This is a genomic window from Spirosoma litoris (assembly GCF_054776755.1).
The window spans coordinates 1-18,639 of the sequence record NZ_BAAHBI010000011.1 but is presented as its reverse complement, the minus strand read 5'-3'; the positions used below and the strand labels follow the sequence as shown (position 1 = coordinate 18,639).

At 41.8% G+C, this 18,639-nt stretch carries 11 protein-coding genes; 9 read left to right on the top strand and 2 right to left on the bottom strand.

The window, feature by feature from the left end; translation table 11 throughout:
• Positions 1-63: 63 nt before the first annotated feature.
• The 3 genes from ACYVGR_RS10080 to ACYVGR_RS10070 all read left to right on the top strand — a co-directional run bounded on the left by ACYVGR_RS10080 (position 64) and on the right by ACYVGR_RS10070 (position 5,268).
• Positions 64-510 (top strand): barstar family protein, encoded by a 447-nt coding sequence (locus tag ACYVGR_RS10080; protein WP_460956124.1) that lies wholly within the window; start codon positions 64-66, stop codon positions 508-510.
• A gap of 102 nt (positions 511-612) precedes the next feature.
• Positions 613-3,969, top strand: coding sequence for a transcription-repair coupling factor (gene mfd / locus ACYVGR_RS10075; RefSeq protein ID WP_460956121.1), 3,357 nt, complete (start codon positions 613-615; stop codon positions 3,967-3,969).
• A gap of 39 nt (positions 3,970-4,008) precedes the next feature.
• Positions 4,009-5,268, top strand: coding sequence for an SUMF1/EgtB/PvdO family nonheme iron enzyme (locus ACYVGR_RS10070; protein WP_460956119.1), 1,260 nt, complete (start codon positions 4,009-4,011; stop codon positions 5,266-5,268).
• 68 nt (positions 5,269-5,336) lie between these two features.
• Here the strand turns inward: ACYVGR_RS10070 and ACYVGR_RS10065 are convergent, their stop codons facing one another.
• On the bottom strand, positions 5,337-6,047 hold the full coding sequence (locus ACYVGR_RS10065; RefSeq protein WP_460956117.1) for a ComF family protein: 711 nt from the start codon (positions 6,045-6,047) through the stop codon (positions 5,337-5,339).
• A 64-nt stretch (positions 6,048-6,111) separates the two neighbouring features.
• Between ACYVGR_RS10065 and ACYVGR_RS10060 the strand changes: the two genes are divergently transcribed.
• From ACYVGR_RS10060 to ACYVGR_RS10040, 5 genes are all read left to right on the top strand, one after another.
• Complete coding sequence (locus tag ACYVGR_RS10060) at positions 6,112-6,456, top strand: hypothetical protein (protein ID WP_460956115.1); 345 nt, start codon at positions 6,112-6,114, stop codon at positions 6,454-6,456.
• A gap of 19 nt (positions 6,457-6,475) precedes the next feature.
• Complete coding sequence (locus ACYVGR_RS10055; RefSeq protein ID WP_460956113.1) at positions 6,476-9,778, top strand: DUF4175 family protein; 3,303 nt, start codon at positions 6,476-6,478, stop codon at positions 9,776-9,778.
• Between the two features lie 154 nt (positions 9,779-9,932).
• Complete coding sequence (gene mnmG, locus ACYVGR_RS10050) at positions 9,933-11,792, top strand: tRNA uridine-5-carboxymethylaminomethyl(34) synthesis enzyme MnmG (protein ID WP_460956111.1); 1,860 nt, start codon at positions 9,933-9,935, stop codon at positions 11,790-11,792.
• Positions 11,793-11,871: 79 nt separating this feature from the next.
• Positions 11,872-12,753 (top strand): class I SAM-dependent methyltransferase, encoded by an 882-nt coding sequence (locus ACYVGR_RS10045; protein ID WP_460956109.1) that lies wholly within the window; start codon positions 11,872-11,874, stop codon positions 12,751-12,753.
• A 539-nt stretch (positions 12,754-13,292) separates the two neighbouring features.
• Positions 13,293-15,101 (top strand): tetratricopeptide repeat protein, encoded by a 1,809-nt coding sequence (locus ACYVGR_RS10040; protein WP_460956107.1) that lies wholly within the window; start codon positions 13,293-13,295, stop codon positions 15,099-15,101.
• Positions 15,102-15,169: 68 nt separating this feature from the next.
• Here the strand turns inward: ACYVGR_RS10040 and thrC are convergent, their stop codons facing one another.
• Positions 15,170-16,480: a threonine synthase gene (gene thrC, locus ACYVGR_RS10035; protein ID WP_460956105.1), complete on the bottom strand. Its 1,311-nt coding sequence runs from the start codon at positions 16,478-16,480 to the stop codon at positions 15,170-15,172.
• A gap of 140 nt (positions 16,481-16,620) precedes the next feature.
• On the opposite strand from thrC, the gene pruA reads away from it, so the two are divergent.
• A complete protein-coding gene (pruA, locus tag ACYVGR_RS10030; RefSeq protein WP_460956103.1) occupies positions 16,621-18,252 on the top strand; it encodes an L-glutamate gamma-semialdehyde dehydrogenase in 1,632 nt (543 codons plus the stop codon).
• Positions 18,253-18,639: the final 387 nt, after the last annotated feature.

The following is an 18,639-nucleotide window of genomic DNA, read 5'->3' as shown; positions in this document are numbered from 1 at the left end:
AATCAGTTTCACGTGGAACTATTTCTTTGTCCACTTGCTTGTCCAAATTTTCAGAAAAAACCCATGAATCCCAACATTCTAATCAGCCGATCAGAGCGTGAACTGGAAGCCCGATATGCCAATGATTTCATTGCCCATATCGATGGAAAGGACGTACAAACATTGCGCCAGTTTTACGAGGAAATTGCTGAACTACTAGAAATTCCAAATTTTGGTTTTACGCTCGAAGCGCTGAACAATTCGTTAAATGACTTACAATGGCTCGAAGATGAGCGGATTGTTTTTTACTTCACCAACACGACTGAGCTAATTAACAAGGAACGTGACCCGGCCAAAATGGGTAGCTTGCTGAGCATACTTGATGCCACGGCTGAAGACTGGAAGTGGGTAGATGACGAAGAAGACATTGAGCAGAAAGAGATCGTGATTGTTTTTGAGGACAGCGACCGAATTCGTAAATTATTGGATAAGGAAAATATTGAGTATACGTTCCTGTCCGAATTGAAATAAGCGGTTAACGCAACAAATTTCCAAAACCTACTGTTACCCTTTTATGCCGCCGGAATGTTCTTCCAGCGGCTTTTCGTGTTTGACATACAACCTGACTAACGCTTGAAACCAGATGAATTGCTCGGCTTATACGCCGACGATAGTTTTATAAAATTGCTGGCCGAACCATTTACTCGCAAGCCAGTAGCCAATGAACCTCAACGGCTACAAATAAAAGGGTTAGCAGGTAGTCTGGACGCAGTGTTAGCATCGTCGATCTTTAAATCGGTTGGCGGAAATCACCTGTATATCTTAACCGACCGCGACGAAGCCTCCTACTTCTTTAACGATTTGCAAAACTTGCTCGGCCAGGAAGTTTTGCTTTTCCCGATGTCGTATAAAAAGCCGTATCAGTACGAAGAAGTCGAGAACGCAAATGTACTGATGCGGGCCGAAGTGCTAAACAAACTCAACCCGGCCCCGAAAGATGGCTTGTTGATGGTGACCTACCCTGAAGCCTTATCCGAAAAGGTTATCAACAAACGCTCATTACAGGCCAATACCTTAACAATTCGGGTGGGCGAGAAGCTCGATACACATTTCGTGGCAGAACTGCTTCAAACCTATGAATTTGAGAAAACCGATTTCGTCTATGAAGCAGGTCAGTTCTCGGTTCGTGGTGGAATTATAGACGTATTCTCCTTCGCGAGTGAGTTTCCCTTTCGGATCGATTTGTTCGATGACGAAGTAGAGAGTATTCGAAAATTCAACCCTGAGTCCCAGTTATCCACAGATGCTGTCGAGTTTATCAACATTATTCCCAACATTCAGACTAAACTTGTCCAGGAAACTCGAGAACCATTTTTTGATTTTCTGCCAGAGTCGACAACCATTTGGGCAAAAGACATCGAATTTACGCTGGAGATTATTGAGAAATGCTACGAAAACGCTGAGCAGAGTTTCACTTCAGTTGTAGCGAGTAGCGGGGGGATTCAGGTAGTTTCGGACCCTGGCAGTTTATTTGAAACCCGTCGGACGTTTTTGAATGAGTTAAAACGATATCGGACAGTTGAGTTTGGACGCAAGTTTTATTTCAAAACAGATGGGAAACAACAGTATAGCTCCAAGCCTCAACCATCGTTCAACAAGGATTTTAAACGGTTGGCCGATACACTTGGGGAAAACCAAGCCAAAGGCTTCACCAACATTATAACAGCAGAATCATTTAAACAACTTGATCGACTCCGAACAATTTTCGAGGAACTAGATCCATTTGTAAAATTTCAGCCTTTGAACATTGGGTTGCGGGAGGGATTTATCGACGACGCCTTAAAAATTGCCTGTTTTACGGATCACCAAATTTTTGATCGATACTATAAATACCGCGTTCAGGATAAGTTTTCGAAATCGAAAGCCTTAACACTCCGCGAGTTAAAAACCTTGCAACCGGGCGATTATGTCACACACATCGACTATGGTATCGGTCGGTTTGCGGGCCTGGAGAAAGTAGATCATGCAGGCAATGAACAGGAAGCTATCCGCCTAATTTATAGAGATAATGACATCCTTTTAGTAAGTATTCACAGCTTACACAAAATTGCCAAATATAGCGGTAGAGAGGGTGGGCCTCCGACCATGAGTAAACTCGGTACGCAGGAATGGGAGCAGAAAAAATCGCGGATTCGAAAGCAGGTTAAAGACATTGCGCGGGAGCTGATCTCACTGTATGCCAAGCGAAGAGCTGCTCCGGGTTATGCCTACAGCCGCGACAGTTTCTTACAAGTCGAACTTGAATCGTCATTCCTGTACGAAGACACACCCGATCAGGCTAAAGCGACTAACGATGTCAAAGATGATATGGAAAAGCCGCACCCAATGGACCGACTGGTTTGTGGAGATGTAGGCTTTGGAAAAACCGAAATCGCGATTCGGGCGGCATTTAAAGCGGTTACCGACAATAAGCAGGTTGCGGTACTGGTGCCAACAACAATTCTGGCCATGCAGCATTTTAAAACGTTCAGCGAACGCATGGCCGATTTCCCGGTTAAAATTGAGTACATAAACCGATTCCGAACCGCAGCCCAAACGAAAGAGATTCTGAAAGGTGTTTCATCTGGCGAAATAGGCATTTTGATCGGAACACACCGAATTGTCAATAAAGACATCAAATTCAAGGATTTAGGCCTTTTAATCATTGATGAAGAGCAAAAGTTTGGTGTAAAAACCAAAGATCGATTAAAAGAAATGCGAGTGGAAGTAGATGTGTTAACGCTCACCGCTACGCCCATTCCCAGAACGCTTCACTTCTCGCTGATGGGCGCTCGTGATCTTTCTGTCATAGCAACGCCACCACCCAACCGGCAACCCGTTACGACCGAAGTACACCCTTACAACGAAGTAATTATCAGAGATGCTGTTAGTTACGAGATTCGCCGGGGAGGGCAGGTCTTTTTTGTTCATAACCGTGTCAGCGATATTGAATCCATAGGCAATTTAATCATGCGACTCGTGCCAGAAGCTCGCGTTGGTGTAGCCCATGGACAAATGGAAGGTGAAAAATTGGAGCGAATCATGACCCGATTTATAGAGGGCGATTACGATGTATTGATGTCGACCAATATTATCGAATCGGGTCTCGACATTCCGAACGCGAACACCATCCTGATTAATAATGCGCACTATTTCGGACTTTCGGATTTGCACCAGATGCGCGGTAGGGTAGGGCGATCGAATCGGAAAGCCTTCTGTTATTTATTAACGCCACCACCTTCAGTGATGACAGCCGACGCACGCAAACGGCTCCAGACTCTGGAGGACTTTTCAGATTTGGGCGAAGGGTTTAAAATTGCCATGCGTGATTTAGATATTCGGGGAGCCGGAAATTTACTCGGTGCCGAACAGAGTGGCTTCGTTAATGACCTGGGTTTTGAAATGTACCATAAAGTACTCGATGAAGCCGTTCAGGAGTTACGTGAAAACGAATTTAAAGACCTGTTTGAAACCAAACCCGGCGATCTGAAATTATCTTTACCAGATACCATTATTGAGACTGATTTGCAGGTTGTTATTCCTGAGAAATACGTCTCAAATATATCAGAACGTTTGGCGTTATATACTCGTCTGGATAGCCTTCAAAATAAGGAAGAACTGCAGGCATTCCGTCAGGAAGTGATCGACCGATTCGGACCTTTACCAGAAGAAGTCGAAAACCTCATTAAAATGGTCAATGTTCGCTGGAAAGCTGAGCAGTTATACCTTGAAAAACTGACGCTTAAGAATAATATCCTGAAAGGATACTTCGTTTCTAACGGGAACGACGACTTCTTCAAATCGGACCAATTTGGCAAGGTAATTGAGTATCTCAAGCGAAACCCAACCAAATGCTCATTAAAAGAATCGAAGGGAAGACCCATTATTACGCATATAGATGTGTATTCCGTTGAGCAATTGGATGAAATATTGGAGTCGATGACAAATTAATTACGATTTTTGTACCTACGTTTTACACAAAATAGAGCAATGATTCAAAAGTATCACCTGCAACGAGCGGCTTATGTGCTACTGGCAACAGCGGCCCTGGCATCCTGTAAGCCCAAGCACCCGACCAGTGTGCAGCCCGGTAACAAGAGTACGGCGACGGGTATTGCTTACAACCAGAAAGACGGCTTTCAGGTTAAAAAATTCGCAGGACAGAAAGCAGGTCCAAACCTTGTTTTTATTGAAGGTGGTCGATTTACAATGGGTGCCCTTGAAGAAGACGTGATGAACTCGCGTGACAATAAAGAGCGCACGGTTTCGATTCAATCGTTCTATATGGATGAAACCGAAATGGCCAATGTTCACTACCTCGAATACCTGAATGCCATTCAGCGTGATTCATCAGAGGAAGTGGTGAAAGCAGCTTTGCCAGATACAACAGTTTGGTCGAATCCATTGTCCTTTAACGACTCTTATGTTACGCAGTATCTCCGTTATCCTGCATTCCGGTATTATCCAGTGGTGGGTGTATCGTGGGTTCAGGCTACGGACTATGCTACCTGGCGGTCTAACGCTGTAAATAATGAACTGGCTAAAAATGGTGGTCCAAAAAAGAAAGGGGGCGGTTTTTCATTGAAACGAAAATCTAAAAAAGCCGATGATGCCGCACTAGCCGAAGCAACCACAGCTGCTCCTGCAAGACCTAGCCTGGAAAGTGGTACAATTTTACCAGATTACCGGCTACCAACCGAAGCTGAATGGGAATACGCAGCCAAAGCTTTGATCGGAACACAATACATGGACGAGAACCAAATCAATCAGCGGATTTATCCCTGGGATGGCTCGTCAGTTCGGAATCCTAAGAAAGGCCGCAAACAAGGTCAAATGCTAGCGAACTTCAAACGTGGTCGTGGTGACTATGCCGGTATTGCCGGACGTTCAAATGATGGCGCTATTATCACGGCTGAAATCTACGCCTATCCTGCTAATGATTTTGGTCTGTATAACATGGCTGGTAATGTAAACGAATGGGTGATGGACGTTTATCGGCCACTTTCCTATCAGGACGTTAGTGATTTGAATCCTGTTCGCAGAAATGGCTATGTAGATGATTCAAAGAATTACGACAGCAAGAATAAACAATCATTGATTGACGATAAACTACGTGTTTATAAAGGCGGCTCCTGGAATGATGTTGCTTACTGGTTATCGCCTGGTACACGTCGGTTCCTGGATCAGGATTCAGCCACGGCAATGATTGGCTTCCGTTGTGCAATGATCGGCGTTGGTCGGAATAAATAAGACTCAATAGTTTTCTAAAGACAGAGGGCATCCAGCATTGGGTGCCCTCTGTCTTTATGGCCTAAAGCTTATCGATCAGCTACCGCAAGAGTTAATACACTTACTGATTTACAACCAGCTTTTACCAATTCAACGGCACACGCTTCAATTGTTGCACCGGTGGTTAATACGTCATCAACGATAATAACGTTTTTATCTTTGATAGCTTCAGGCTTCACAACTGCAAACACCGTGTTGACATTTTCCCATCGTTCCAAGCGATTTTTGTGCGTTTGCGATGCTTTAAAAGTCTTGCGAATTAATACATCTGTTCGCATAGGGATTTCAAGCGCATCAGATAATCCTTCCGCAATCCAATCAGCCTGATTATAACCCCGTTTCCGAAAACGACTCTTATGCAACGGAACACCAATTAGTACGTCTATAACTTGTAGAGATTTGCAGTCCGTTTTTAATTGCTGACCGTACCAGTTGGCCAGTTCTTTAGCAGCTTCTTTTTGGCCTTTGTATTTAAAGCTGTGGATTAAATTTTGTACAATTCCACCCTTTGTAAAATGCAGATAAGAAGCTAAAAAATAAACAGGCACTTTTCCGGCAAACTTATTGAGGAGATTTTGATCATAAGGCTCAACATGCTGCCTCGTTTCTGGCAAATTAATTCGACAAGCCGTACATAATATACGCTCATTTGCACCTAATGACTCTTTACAGCCTAAGCAGAGAGAAGGAAAAAGCAGATCCGTAAAATCGGCTACAAATGACTGTATAAACCGAAACATAGTTTGTATTCGTTTGTACTATAAAACGTTGTAATTTAGAGAGAAGAATAATTGAAGAGATACTGTGGAAGCAAAAAGTATAGATATATCGTGGGATGAGTTACTTGACCAGTTGCAATCGCTGGTGGGAAAACGACCTGCTGACCTTAATGCCGTTCTCTTTTTAATTGGCGTGCAAGAGTTAGGTACTGGTCCCAAACGTTTCTCTAAAGAAGCGAAACAAGACTTAATGCACATTGCCGTGTGCCGAGTATTAAGCCAGTCGGGGTATTACACATTTGAAGGAAAAGATAAAGACGGTTGGCCACGCTGGACGCTAACTAAACCGATTCCGCACGGAGACCTATTAGCGCAGGAGACCTTTTTAAAACAACACGTTATTCAGTATTTCGAGACTCTATTCGTTTAACTACTCAACCTGAATTCCTATGCAATCTTCAACCGCTTACACAACTCTTTTACAACGCATAGACGAATACAAAAAACGCTACTTCCAAAACCAGCTGGTAAAAGGAAGTTTATTTTTTGTTGCTCTATTGGGTAGTGGTTATTTGTTCATCAACACGGCAGAATTTATTGGCAAGTTCAATTCAGTCGGTCGGGGAGCCCTATTTTTTGGGTTTCTGCTGACAATTCTGGTTGGTTTGTATTTATTCATTATTCGCCCGTTAATGAGCTTGTACGGGCTAAATAAACCCTTGTCAAATGATGAGGCCGCCCGGCAAATTGGAACGTTTTTTCCGGAAGTAGGGGATAAGCTCTTGAATACACTTCAACTCCAGCGTATCTCATCAGATCAAAGTGATTTGCTTCAGGCTAGTCTAAATCAGCGATCACAGCAGTTATTAATTAACCGTTTTTCGAATGCAATTCAGATTAGTCGCAATCGTCAATTTCTTAAATACGCCATACCTCCGCTTGCGCTTATCCTGTTAATTCTGGTCGTGAATCCAACGTTCTTTACCAAATCATCGACACGACTTGTTAACTATAATAAAGAGTTTGCTGAAGAAGCTCCCTTCAAATTTGTTATCCAAAACAAATCGCTTAAAGCCTTCAGAAATGAAGATTTTCTGCTTAACGTAAAACTGACTGGAGATGCCATTCCACAAGCCGTGTATGTTGTTGCAAATGGAACACGCTTTAAATTAGAGCCAACAGGTGACCAGTTTTCATACAATTTTGATAACCTACAACGCGATCTAGATTTTCATCTTGAAGCCGCCGGATTTAATTCAGAAGGATATAAAGTAGCCCTTATTGACCGCCCGGCCGTTCTTTCATTTAATGTTAAACTCAACTATCCGGCTTATCTAAATAAACCTGCGGAGCAACTTTCTAATGTGGGTAATCTACTGGTTCCGCAAGGAACAGTAGTGAATTGGGAGTTTGCTGCTGATCACACCGATTCGTTATCACTGCGCTTTAATACTGATTTAAAACCATTACCGGCTCGTTTAATCGAAGATAACATGTTCGTGCTGAATCGTCGGTTAATGCAAAATGCGACTTATACTGTATCGCTGAAAAACGGACAAATTAATACACCTTCAACAATACAATATAACATCCAAGTAATTCCGGATCGATTTCCGCAAATTTCAGTTGATCGAATTCAAGATACAGTTACCTATAATTATATAGCTCTTTCGGGTCTTGTTTCTGACGATTACGGATTCTCTAAGCTGAGACTTAATTACAAAATCAATCGAAACGGGAAAGAGTCAGCTTTGTATAGTAAAGACATCCCGGTCAATCGTTCGACCACTTCACAGAATTTTGTCTATAACTGGTCACTAGACAGCCTCAAGCTTGGGCAAGAAGATAAGCTTGAGTATTACGTACAAGTGTGGGATAACGATGGAGTTAATGGCCCAAAATCGAGCCGCTCAAATCAATTAAATTTTGTCGTACCCTCAAACGCCGAAATTCAGAAACAGGTTGATAAGTCTGCCGAAAAGACTGAACAGCAAATCGATAATGCACTGAGCAAGACGCAAGAGATCAAGAAGGAATTAAATCAGATGGAAGATCGCATGCGAACCAAGAAATCATCTGATTTTCAGGACAAAAAGCAGCTTCAAGACGTCCTACAAAAACGAGAAGAGCTACTCAAGGAAATACAGAAATTACAGGAGCAATTCCAAAAAACAAACGATACACAGCAGCGATTCTCGGAAAAAAATCAGGCTATGCAAGACAAATTGGAACAGCTAAAGAAGCTATTCAATGAACTTCTAGACCCTGAATCGAAGCAACTATATGAGCAACTAAAGCAGTTATTAGAGCGTAAACAAGATGAAAAAGCATCGGATATGCTTGACAAATTGAGTCGCAAAGAAAAGAATATGGAGCGTGATTTAGACCGTGCGCTTAAGCTTTTCAAACAAATGCAACTGGAACAAAAGGTTAATAACATTGCTGAGAACCTTGAAAAACAAGCAGAGAACTTAGAGAAACAGGCAGAAGAAAATGCCAAGAAAAACGAGACATCCCAAGAGCAGCAAAAGCAGCAGGAAAAATCGCAGGAAGATTTCAAAAACACTAAGGATCAGCTAGATGAGCTTCAGAAACAGGCAGAAAAAGACGAGTTAAATAAGCCTGAATCTTCTGAGGAAGAGCAGAAGGAGATTGAGAAGGATATGGAAGAAGCCATGAAAAATATGAAGAGCGACCAAGGAAAGCAGGCGGCTTCAAAACAGAAAAAATCGGCAAAATCCATGCGCGCTATGAGTAAAGCAATGAAAGAATCCATGCAATCATCTGAAATGGAAGAGATGCAGGAAAACATGGATGACTTGCGTAATATCCTTGATAATCTGATTACGCTTTCGTTTGGTCAGGAGAAAGTGATGAAAGATTTTCGGGGAATGAGTCTTCAAGACCCTCGCGTCACCAAACTTTCACAGGAGCAACTGAAGCTTCAAGATGACGCCAAAATCATTGAAGATAGCTTAAATGCCCTTGCCAGCCGGGTTGTACAGATTCAATCATTTGTGACCCGCGAGCTAACCAATATGAAATCTTATATGGACGAAAGTGTTCAACAATTACGTGATCGTCGTTTAAGTATGGCCTCCTCTAAGCAACAGTTTGCAATGACCTCAATCAATAATCTTGCTTTGATGCTTAGTGATGTGTTGAAGAATATGCAGCAGCAGATGAATGCTATGGCAATGCCAGGAAAAGGAAAAGGCGGCAAAAAAGGGCAGAATCCTAGTGGTATGGGCGAGATGCAAAAACAGCTCAATGCGAAAATGCAGCAGCTTCAGAAGGGAGGTAAAACAGGTAGAGGGTTATCTGAAGAGCTATCCCAAATGGCAGCCGAACAAGCTATGATTCGCCAAATGCTTAAAAAACTTGAAGAAAACGCGAAAGGAACTGAAGCTGGTAAACAACAGGAAAAACAAGTAAAGGACTTACTGGAAAAAATGGATGAATCTGAAACTGATTTGGTCAACAAACGTGTAAATCCTAACCTCATCAATCGTCAGAATGAAATTCTAACTCGTTTGTTGGAGTCAGAAAAAGCACTTAAGCAACAAGAGGAAGATCCTAAACGGCAGGCTGAAACAGCTAAATCAACCAAACGCAGCACACCTTCTTTCTTTGATTCGACTAACTTACAACAGAAAACAAAACAAGTTGAAGTACTTCGCTCTGTTACTCCAAACTATAATCTTTTCTACAAAAAAGAAGCGAATCAGTATTTACAGAAAGTAAGCAAGTAAATTACGCTTTCAATTAAAACCGCTGACTTGGCACGAAGGTCAGCGGTTTTTTGTTGCCTTTTCATCAGATTTCAATCACGTTTTATCTTTTCAGCAACTTTCAACAATTTTGTGAAAAGTTTCCACGTGAAACATTTTTCAAAAATCACTAAAAATGTATTCTTCTTACGACGTCATTGTTGTTGGTGCAGGTCATGCGGGATGTGAAGCGGCAAGTGCAGCTGCGACGATGGGTTCTCGAGTATTACTGATCACAATGAACATGCAAACAATCGCACAAATGTCCTGCAACCCAGCAATGGGTGGCGTAGCCAAAGGACAGATTGTCCGAGAAGTTGATGCGCTGGGTGGATTATCAGGAATTATCAGCGATAAAAGCATGATTCAATTTCGCATGCTCAATCGTTCGAAAGGGCCAGCCATGTGGAGTCCACGCTGCCAGAGCGATCGAAATTTATTTGCTTGGGAATGGAGAAAAGCGTTGGAAGAAAATAAAAACATTGATTTCTGGCAGGATACTGTCAACGAAGTTATTGTAAATGATGGAAGAGTAGTTGGTGTAAAAACCAGCTTGGGTGTAGAATTTTCAGCCAAATCGGTAGTCTTGACAAACGGTACGTTTTTAAACGGCAAGATGTTCATTGGTGAAAAAGTATTCGGAGGAGGGCGAACGGCAGAGCGGTCAGCAACAGGCTTAACAGAACAATTGGTAAGTTTAGGCTTTGAATCTGGTCGAATGAAAACCGGTACACCTCCACGAGTTGATGGTCGGAGTCTCGATTATAACAAAATGGAAGAGCAACTTGGAGATGAAAATCCAGGAAAGTTTTCCTATACAAATACACCGAAACTGAGCAAACAACGGAGTTGCTGGATTACTTATACCAATCAGGCAGTACACGACGAGCTAAAAACAGGTTTCGAAAAATCACCTATGTTTACGGGTCGGATAAAAGGATTAGGCCCTCGCTATTGTCCATCCGTTGAAGATAAAATTAATCGATTTGCAGATAAGGATCGGCATCAAATTTTCGTGGAACCTGAGGGATGGGATACCGTTGAAGTGTATGTAAATGGATTTTCAACGTCGCTTCCAGAAACTGTCCAGTATAATGCCCTGCGGAAAATCGAAGGATTTGAGAACGTACGAATGTTTCGTCCAGGCTATGCCGTTGAGTATGATTTCTTTCCACCTACCCAATTAAAGCCCACTCTAGAGACACAATTAGTACAAAATCTCTTTTTTGCAGGGCAAATAAATGGCACAACAGGTTATGAAGAAGCAGCTTGTCAAGGGCTGATGGCAGGCATCAATGCGCATCGAAATGCGCACGAAGAGGCCGAATTTACGATCAAACGCTCGGAGGGATATATAGGTGTATTGATTGATGATCTGATTACAAAAGGTACAGAAGAGCCTTACCGTATGTTTACTTCAAGAGCTGAGTACCGAACTTTGCTGCGTCAGGACAATGCGGATTTAAGACTAACAGAAAAAGGATATGCCATCGGTTTAGCCTCTCAGGAACGGTATGATAATATGCTTGTAAAACGCGATGGCCTAGCAGAATTAACCGAAGCTATACGGGCTACAAGAGTAAAGCCAGAGGAAATAAACGATTGGTTAGCCTCTAAAAATAGTGCGGTACTACGTGAAAAAAGCAGCCTCTATACATTACTGAAACGCCCTGAAATAGATCAGGAAGATGTAAAAGAGCTGTTAAAACTAGTTCCTAATATGCCTGGGGTAGGGGAGGAGATCATTGAGCAAACCGTTATAGAAATTAAATACGAAGACTATTTGAATCGAGAAAAACAAAATGCGGACAAGCTGGATAAATGGGAAAACCTATCGATCAATCCCGCTTTTGATTATGATCGACTCAAAGCACTTTCGTTTGAAGGAAAAGAAAAGTTGAAGCGCTTACGTCCAGCAACCATCGGCCAAGCCTCCCGAATTAGCGGTGTGAGCCCATCCGATGTTTCGATTTTATTGGTCTATATGGGCCGCTAGAAAAGTGGGTTCTGATTGTACAATCAAAATGATTTTATGATCAGAACCTTTTTGTATCCCTACAATTTTGATCGCGAATTTGGAAACGATAACAGAATGCCCCGTTTGTGGCAACAATCAATTTAAGCCATTTTTAGTCTGTAACGACTATTTAGTTAGCCAGCAAAAATTCGCTATACAGGAATGTAGGAGGTGCAATTTTCGATTAACCAATCCTCGGCCAGATGCCAATTCAATTGGCCAGTATTATAAATCGGAGGATTACGTATCTCATAATGACGAGGGGAAAGGCTTGGTCAATACCGCATACCGTATCGTTCGTAATTATACATTGCGCTCTAAACTCAACTTGATTAATAAGTTGAATGGAGGAAAAGGTCGGCTACTGGACGTCGGTTGCGGAACAGGAGCTTTCCTCGAAAATTGTAAAAATGCCGGTTGGGAAGTGATGGGTATGGAACCCGACACGGATGCTCGCGCAGTTGCTCAGAAAAAATTACAAGTTGAAATTAAACCTAATTTAAACGCCTTAGTAGGTGAGAAGCCGTTTGACATTATTTCTCTTTGGCATGTACTTGAACATATTCCAAATGTCAATGAAGTCATTCCTCAACTACATAAACTATTAGCTAAGACAGGTACACTACTAATTGCTGTACCTAATTCGGACTCGTATGACGCTCATTACTTTAAAGAGTATTGGGCTGCCTATGATGTCCCTCGTCACCTCTACCATTTTACGCCAACAACGATAAAGCCACTTTTTCAAAAACATGGCTTTGCCTTAGTTGATCAGAAACCCATGGTATTCGATGCCTTTTATATCGCAATGTTGAGCACTCGCTACCAAAGTGGAAAAACAGATTATCTGAAAAGTATACGAGTAGGCTTATCATCAAATAATGCAGCTAATCGAACCGGTAATTCGTCTAGCTTAATTTATCTATTCCAGAAAGCTTAATAAAGGCTATAATTTATAAGTAAGCCAGCTTAGCCTTTCGTTAGGGCATAATAATTGCCAGCAAAAGGTCATAGTTAGGCTTATTTTTTCCTTGTAAGGTAAAGGTCTATTCTAAATTAAAAAAGTGAAATTTTAGTGTGAATAAGCCTGTGTATAACTAAACAGTAGGCGTGGAAAACGTGTTCAAAAGGATTGACCGTGATGTGGATTGAATCAATAGTAATCCACAATGGAAAGAAAGAGGGCCCACGATGTGGAGAAAGCCCTACATATCACAATCAACTCCACAAACTTTCCCCACTTAAAACTGTGCACAAATCTTATGCACAAATCCACAAATACTTAACACACAAAATGTGGAAAAAATGTTATTTATTTAAAAATGAGTAAATTAAGTGTGGATAAGCAAAAGTTAGTTCGTGGATAACATGCTTTTTTTGTCCACAATAGTTAATTAGTCTGGTGGACAACTTATTTATTCACATTTCCACATGACTAATGAGTATAATAACGTTTCTTTTAAAAAGCTTTTTTATATAATGTTAATAAGGTCAAAAGTCTTTGTTACGTTGCTATGGCTGTTGTCAGCCGGGTTGGTGTATGGCCAAGGGGGGACAACGCTGGCCGAAGAATATTACAAGGCGGGCGAGTTTGAAAAGGCCGCAAACGAATATGCCAAGCTGTTGAAAACAGACGTGACCTGGACAAGACTGACGCGGTATATCACAAGCCTCCAAAAAACAAATAAAGGCGAAGAAGCTGTCAAGTATTTACGAAAGCAGCAGCGTAGTGATGAAGCCAATCGATCGTACTATGAATTAGTGAGTGGGCAACTAGCCACGCAGCAAGGTGATACGACACAGGCGCAAATTCAGTACACGGCGGCTTTGCAATCAAGTAAATCGTCGATTGCGAAACTGGAAAAGCTGGCAACGGCCTTTAATGAAGTTGGTGAAACGCGCTGGGCTGTCAAAACGCTTGAAACGGCGCGAGAGGTCAGCAAAGATCCAACGTCGTATAGCGAAGATTTAATGGCCCTCTATCGAGCGACTGGGCAGACAGAGAAAGCAATCGACGAAATTATCACGACCAGTAAGCAGACAGATAAAAAAGAAACGGTTCTGGCCGCTCTGCAGGGATTTATCAACACAAAAGATGAACCACTTGTAGAAAAAGCACTTTATACAAAAATCCAGCAGGAGCCAAATGAGTTGGCATACAATGAGCTTCTGATTTGGTATTTCGTGCAAAAGCAGAAGTTTAGCCGGGCGTTGTTGCAGGAGAAAGCTACTGATAAACGAATGAAGCTAAATGGCAGTCGTGTCTATGATTTAGGCATGTTGGCTATGAACAATAAAGAATATAAAGCAGCTGCAGATGCATTTGAATATGTAACAACAACTTATCCACAAGGTCAGCTTTATCCATTTGCTCGTCGGTTAGTTATCAGTGCTCGTGAGGAACAGGTTAAGAATACATACCCAATTGATAAGCTTGAAATTAGAAAATTGATCGCCGATTATCAGCGTATGCTACAGGAAATTGGTACCAATACCAAAACACTGGAAGCTCTCAGAAGTACAGCTAACCTCTACGGCAACTATCTTGATAGCAAAGACACTGCGTTAACGGTACTGGATTTGGCAATTGATTTAGGGAAGGCCGATAAAAATTTCGTAGATCGTTGTAAACTTGACAAGGGTGATATTTATCTGCTGAAAGGTGAGCCCTGGGAATCCACATTGTTGTATTCTCAAGTGGAAAAGTCTCAAAAAGAAGAGCTATTGGGTTATGAGGCAAAACTTAAAAATGCCAAACTTCACTATTACAAAGGCAATTTCTCGGTAGCGAAGGATTTATTAGATGTACTTAAACTGGCTACATCTCGTGAAATTGCTAATGATGCTGAACAGCTTAGTTTATTAATTGTGGATAACACAGGTATGGATAGTACAGAAGCTGCCATGCGCTGGTATGCTGATACGGAATTACTTCTTTTGCAGAACAAAACAGATGAAGCTGTGGATAACCTCAATAAAATGTTGACAAAGTATAGCGATCACAGCATTGCAGATGAAGTACTCTGGCTTCGGGCAAACACCTACATGAAGCAAGGAAAAAATGCTGAAGCGCTTGAGGACCTGAAACTAATTGTTAATAAGTATCCTAATGACATTCTAGGCGATGATGCTTTATTCACCCAAGGTAAAATCTACGATGAGCGCTTGAAAGATAAAGCGGCTGCCATGGACGCCTATCAGAAGGTACTTACCAAATATCCAGGAAGCATATATGGGGCTGAAGCTCGTAAGCGATACCGGGCTTTACGGGGAGATACTGTGAATTAACTTTGGGATTTATTATCCACAAAAAAGCCAGCAATTTGTGGATTGCTGGCTTTTTTGTGGATAACTGATTAGGCTACTGTTTGAAGCAAGGATTCTTTAAAAGCCTCGTATTGAGCCGGAATAAAAATACTATGTTTAGGGCGATCGGCTAATTCGGCTAGTCGCTCGGGCACATCAACAGTTAAATTCAGTACTTCTTCAACGAGTGGTTTAAATTTCGATGGATGAGCCGTGGCTAGTGCAATACCAATGCTATTCTGCTTCGATTCAACTAGGAAATCTTGTGCGCCCATAATACCTATAGCCGTATGAGGGCAAGCTATATAGCCATATTTCGCATAAATTTTCTGCATTCCAGCCCGTGTTGTATCATCATCATAAAAATAGCCTGAAACATTGGCTTTAAACCGATCAAAATCATCTCCGTATAAATGGGAAAGCCGAACGAAATTACTTGGACTACCGACATCCATGGCATTTGAAATAGTTGCCACAGATTCTTTGGGAGTGTAAGTTCCAGTTGTTAAGTAGTCGGGAACAACATGATTGAGGTTAGTTGCTGCAACGAAATGATCAACTGGCAGACCCATTTGTTGAACCATGACTCCAGCGCTCAGATTACCAAAATTTCCACTGGGTGTTGAAAAAACGATAGGTTTTTGATGATGCCGAACCTGACCGTAGGCTCGAACGTAATAAAAGCCTTGGGGAATCAACCGAAAAATATTGATCGAATTGGCTGAAGAGAGCGAAAGCTGCGCATTTAATTCAGCATCAACAAAAGCTTGTTTGACTATAGCCTGACAATCGTCGAAAGAGCCGTCAACTTCAAATGCCTGAACGTTTCCACCAAGGGTTGTCAACTGCTTTTCTTGTAAATCGCTAACACGGCCGCTTGGGTAAAGAATAGAAACCCGAACTCCAGGAACATTGTGAAAACCCATAGCAACTGCACCACCTGTATCACCGGAAGTAGCTACCAGAATATTAATTTCTTTATCACTACGCTTCGAGTAATAAGACATTAAGGCCGCCATATAACGTGCACCAACATCTTTAAAGGCTAACGAAGGGCCATGAAATAACTCTAAGACAGCCGTTCTACCTGCTTCCAGATTAACAACAGGAGTGTCAAACGGAAATGCCCGATGCGTTAACTCTTCTAAATCTGCTTTACTAATCTCATCGCCAAATAGCGCTTTACTGATCTCAAAACCGATTTCGGCTAACGATTGCCCAGAAATATTATCAAAAAATTGAGTGCCTAAATGAGGTAGGGGAGTGGGCATGTATAACCCCTTATCAGCTGGCATGCTGTGAAAAAGAGCTTGCTCAGGTGTTACGGTTATTCCTGGATTGTTTGTACTGTAAAAACGCATAAGCAAAAAATCGAAATAAGGCTGCAAAGTACGGTAAATCAGCCCAATGAATCGAAAATTACCCGTTAAATGTGGAAAACTATTGTTGATTAGTGGATAAGTTAGGCAATACGTAAATTTGTAAAAACATACACTTCATTATGTCCTTCGGATTTTTTAATGCCCCCATACCGGCAAATGAGCCGGTCAAAGAATACCGACCAGGTTCGCCCGAACGCGAAGCAGTTAAAGTAGCATTAGCTGATTTCCGTGCCAACGAAACGGATATCCCAATGTATATCGGCGGAAAAGAAGTTAGAACTGAACGTAAACTTCGCGTAGCTCCGCCCCATGATCATCAACATACACTAGGTTATTTTTATGAAGGCGATGCCCAACACGTTGAGCAGGCAATAGAAGCAGCGCTCTCCGCAAAAGAAGCCTGGGCTAATTTATCCTGGGAACATCGGGCCAGTATTTTCTTAAAAGCCGCCGATCTGCTTGCAGGCCCATATCGAGCACAAATTAATGCTGCAACAATGCTCGGACAGTCGAAAAATGCATATCAGGCAGAAATTGATTCAGCTTGTGAATTAATAGATTTCCTTCGATTCAATGTGCATTATGCGACAGAGATATACCAGCAACAACCTAATTCCTCCCCCGGAGTATGGAATCGATTGGAGTATCGCCCGCTCGAAGGCTTTGTTTTTGCTTTGACACCATTCAATTTTACGGCTATTGCTGGTAATCTGCCTACGTCTGCAGCTTTAATGGGTAACACTGTCGTTTGGAAGCCGGCGTACACGCAAGCTCTTTCAGCTAAAGTAATTATGGATGTGCTGAATGAAGCTGGTTTACCTAAGGGAGTGATTAATTTGATTTTTGTTGATGGACCCGTGGCTGGTGACATTATTTTTAACCATGCCGACTTTGCTGGTATTCATTTTACAGGGAGCACAGGAGTTTTTCAACAAATTTGGGGCACAATTGGAGCCAATATCCACAAATACAAAAGTTATCCACGTATTGTAGGTGAAACCGGTGGAAAAGACTTTGTATTAGTTCATGAATCGGCCCATGCCGACGAAGTAGCTACAGGGTTAGTCCGTGGTGCATTTGAATATCAGGGGCAAAAATGTTCAGCAGCCTCCCGCGCATACCTTCCTTCGACGCTTTGGCCAGCGGTTGAAGCAAAAATGAAGGAATTCTTAGCTGAGATAAAAATGGGTGGAACCGAGGATTTTACCAATTTTATTAATGCTGTCATCGACGAACGAGCTTTTAAAAAAATCACGGCATATATAGATGAAGCTAAAAAAAGTACCCAAGTGACGGTTGTGGCAGGTGGTAACTACGACGGTTCAAAAGGCTACTTTATAGAACCAACAGTTTTGAAAGTAATTGATCCAACTTACCGAACAATGTGTGAGGAGATTTTTGGCCCGGTATTATCTATATATGTTTACGAGCCGTCTGAATTCGATAAAATTATTGAAACGGTTAATACAACCTCTCCTTATGCCCTAACGGGCTCTATTTTCGCTAAGGATCGATATATAATAGAGGAAGTCACCCATAAGCTCCAAAATGCTGCTGGTAACTTTTATATTAATGATAAACCCACAGGAGCAGTAGTTGGTCAACAACCTTTTGGAGGGGCGAGAGCATCGGGCACAAATGATAAAGCAGGCTCTGCCTTGAATCTATATCGCTGGGTTTCAGCCAGAACTATTAAAGAAACTTATGTTTCTCCCAAAAATTATGGCTACCCGTTTCTACAGCCTGAATAATTTTTTGAAAAAAGTTTGAAATAATACTTGCGTAAAGAAATATAAAAGCATAATTTTGCACTCCCAAATCAGAAGAAAGGGCGAGCATTTTAAAGATAAACGCCTTTTTATCAAGAGTTTAGAAATGGGATTTGAAAAAAGTTGTTAAAAATATTTTTCAACTTTTACTTGACAAGAAAGATTGAGTGTCGTACCTTTGCACTCCCAAATATAAGGAAGGCCAACAACGGTTGGCCACCATCTCGAAAGAGAAACAGTTCTTTGACGTATTGACATTAATAGATTAGCACTTATAAGGCTATAAACATCGAGATCGCTTCTGATCTCAACTAGAATTTACGATGGAGAGTTTGATCCTGGCTCAGGATGAACGCTAGCGGCAGGCCT

Bases quoted from the DNA above. Each gene is read 5' to 3' on its own strand.
- ACYVGR_RS10065 (WP_460956117.1), bottom strand. From the start codon at position 6,047: ATGTTTCGGTTTATACAGTCATTTGTAGCCGATTTTACGGATCTGCTT.
- mnmG (WP_460956111.1), top strand. From the start codon at position 9,933: ATGTATTCTTCTTACGACGTCATTGTTGTTGGTGCAGGTCATGCGGGA.
- ACYVGR_RS10055 (WP_460956113.1), top strand. From the start codon at position 6,476: ATGCAATCTTCAACCGCTTACACAACTCTTTTACAACGCATAGACGAA.
- thrC (WP_460956105.1), bottom strand. From the start codon at position 16,480: ATGCGTTTTTACAGTACAAACAATCCAGGAATAACCGTAACACCTGAG.
- ACYVGR_RS10040 (WP_460956107.1), top strand. From the start codon at position 13,293: ATGTTAATAAGGTCAAAAGTCTTTGTTACGTTGCTATGGCTGTTGTCA.
- ACYVGR_RS10080 (WP_460956124.1), top strand. From the start codon at position 64: ATGAATCCCAACATTCTAATCAGCCGATCAGAGCGTGAACTGGAAGCC.
- pruA (WP_460956103.1), top strand. From the start codon at position 16,621: ATGTCCTTCGGATTTTTTAATGCCCCCATACCGGCAAATGAGCCGGTC.
- ACYVGR_RS10070 (WP_460956119.1), top strand. From the start codon at position 4,009: ATGATTCAAAAGTATCACCTGCAACGAGCGGCTTATGTGCTACTGGCA.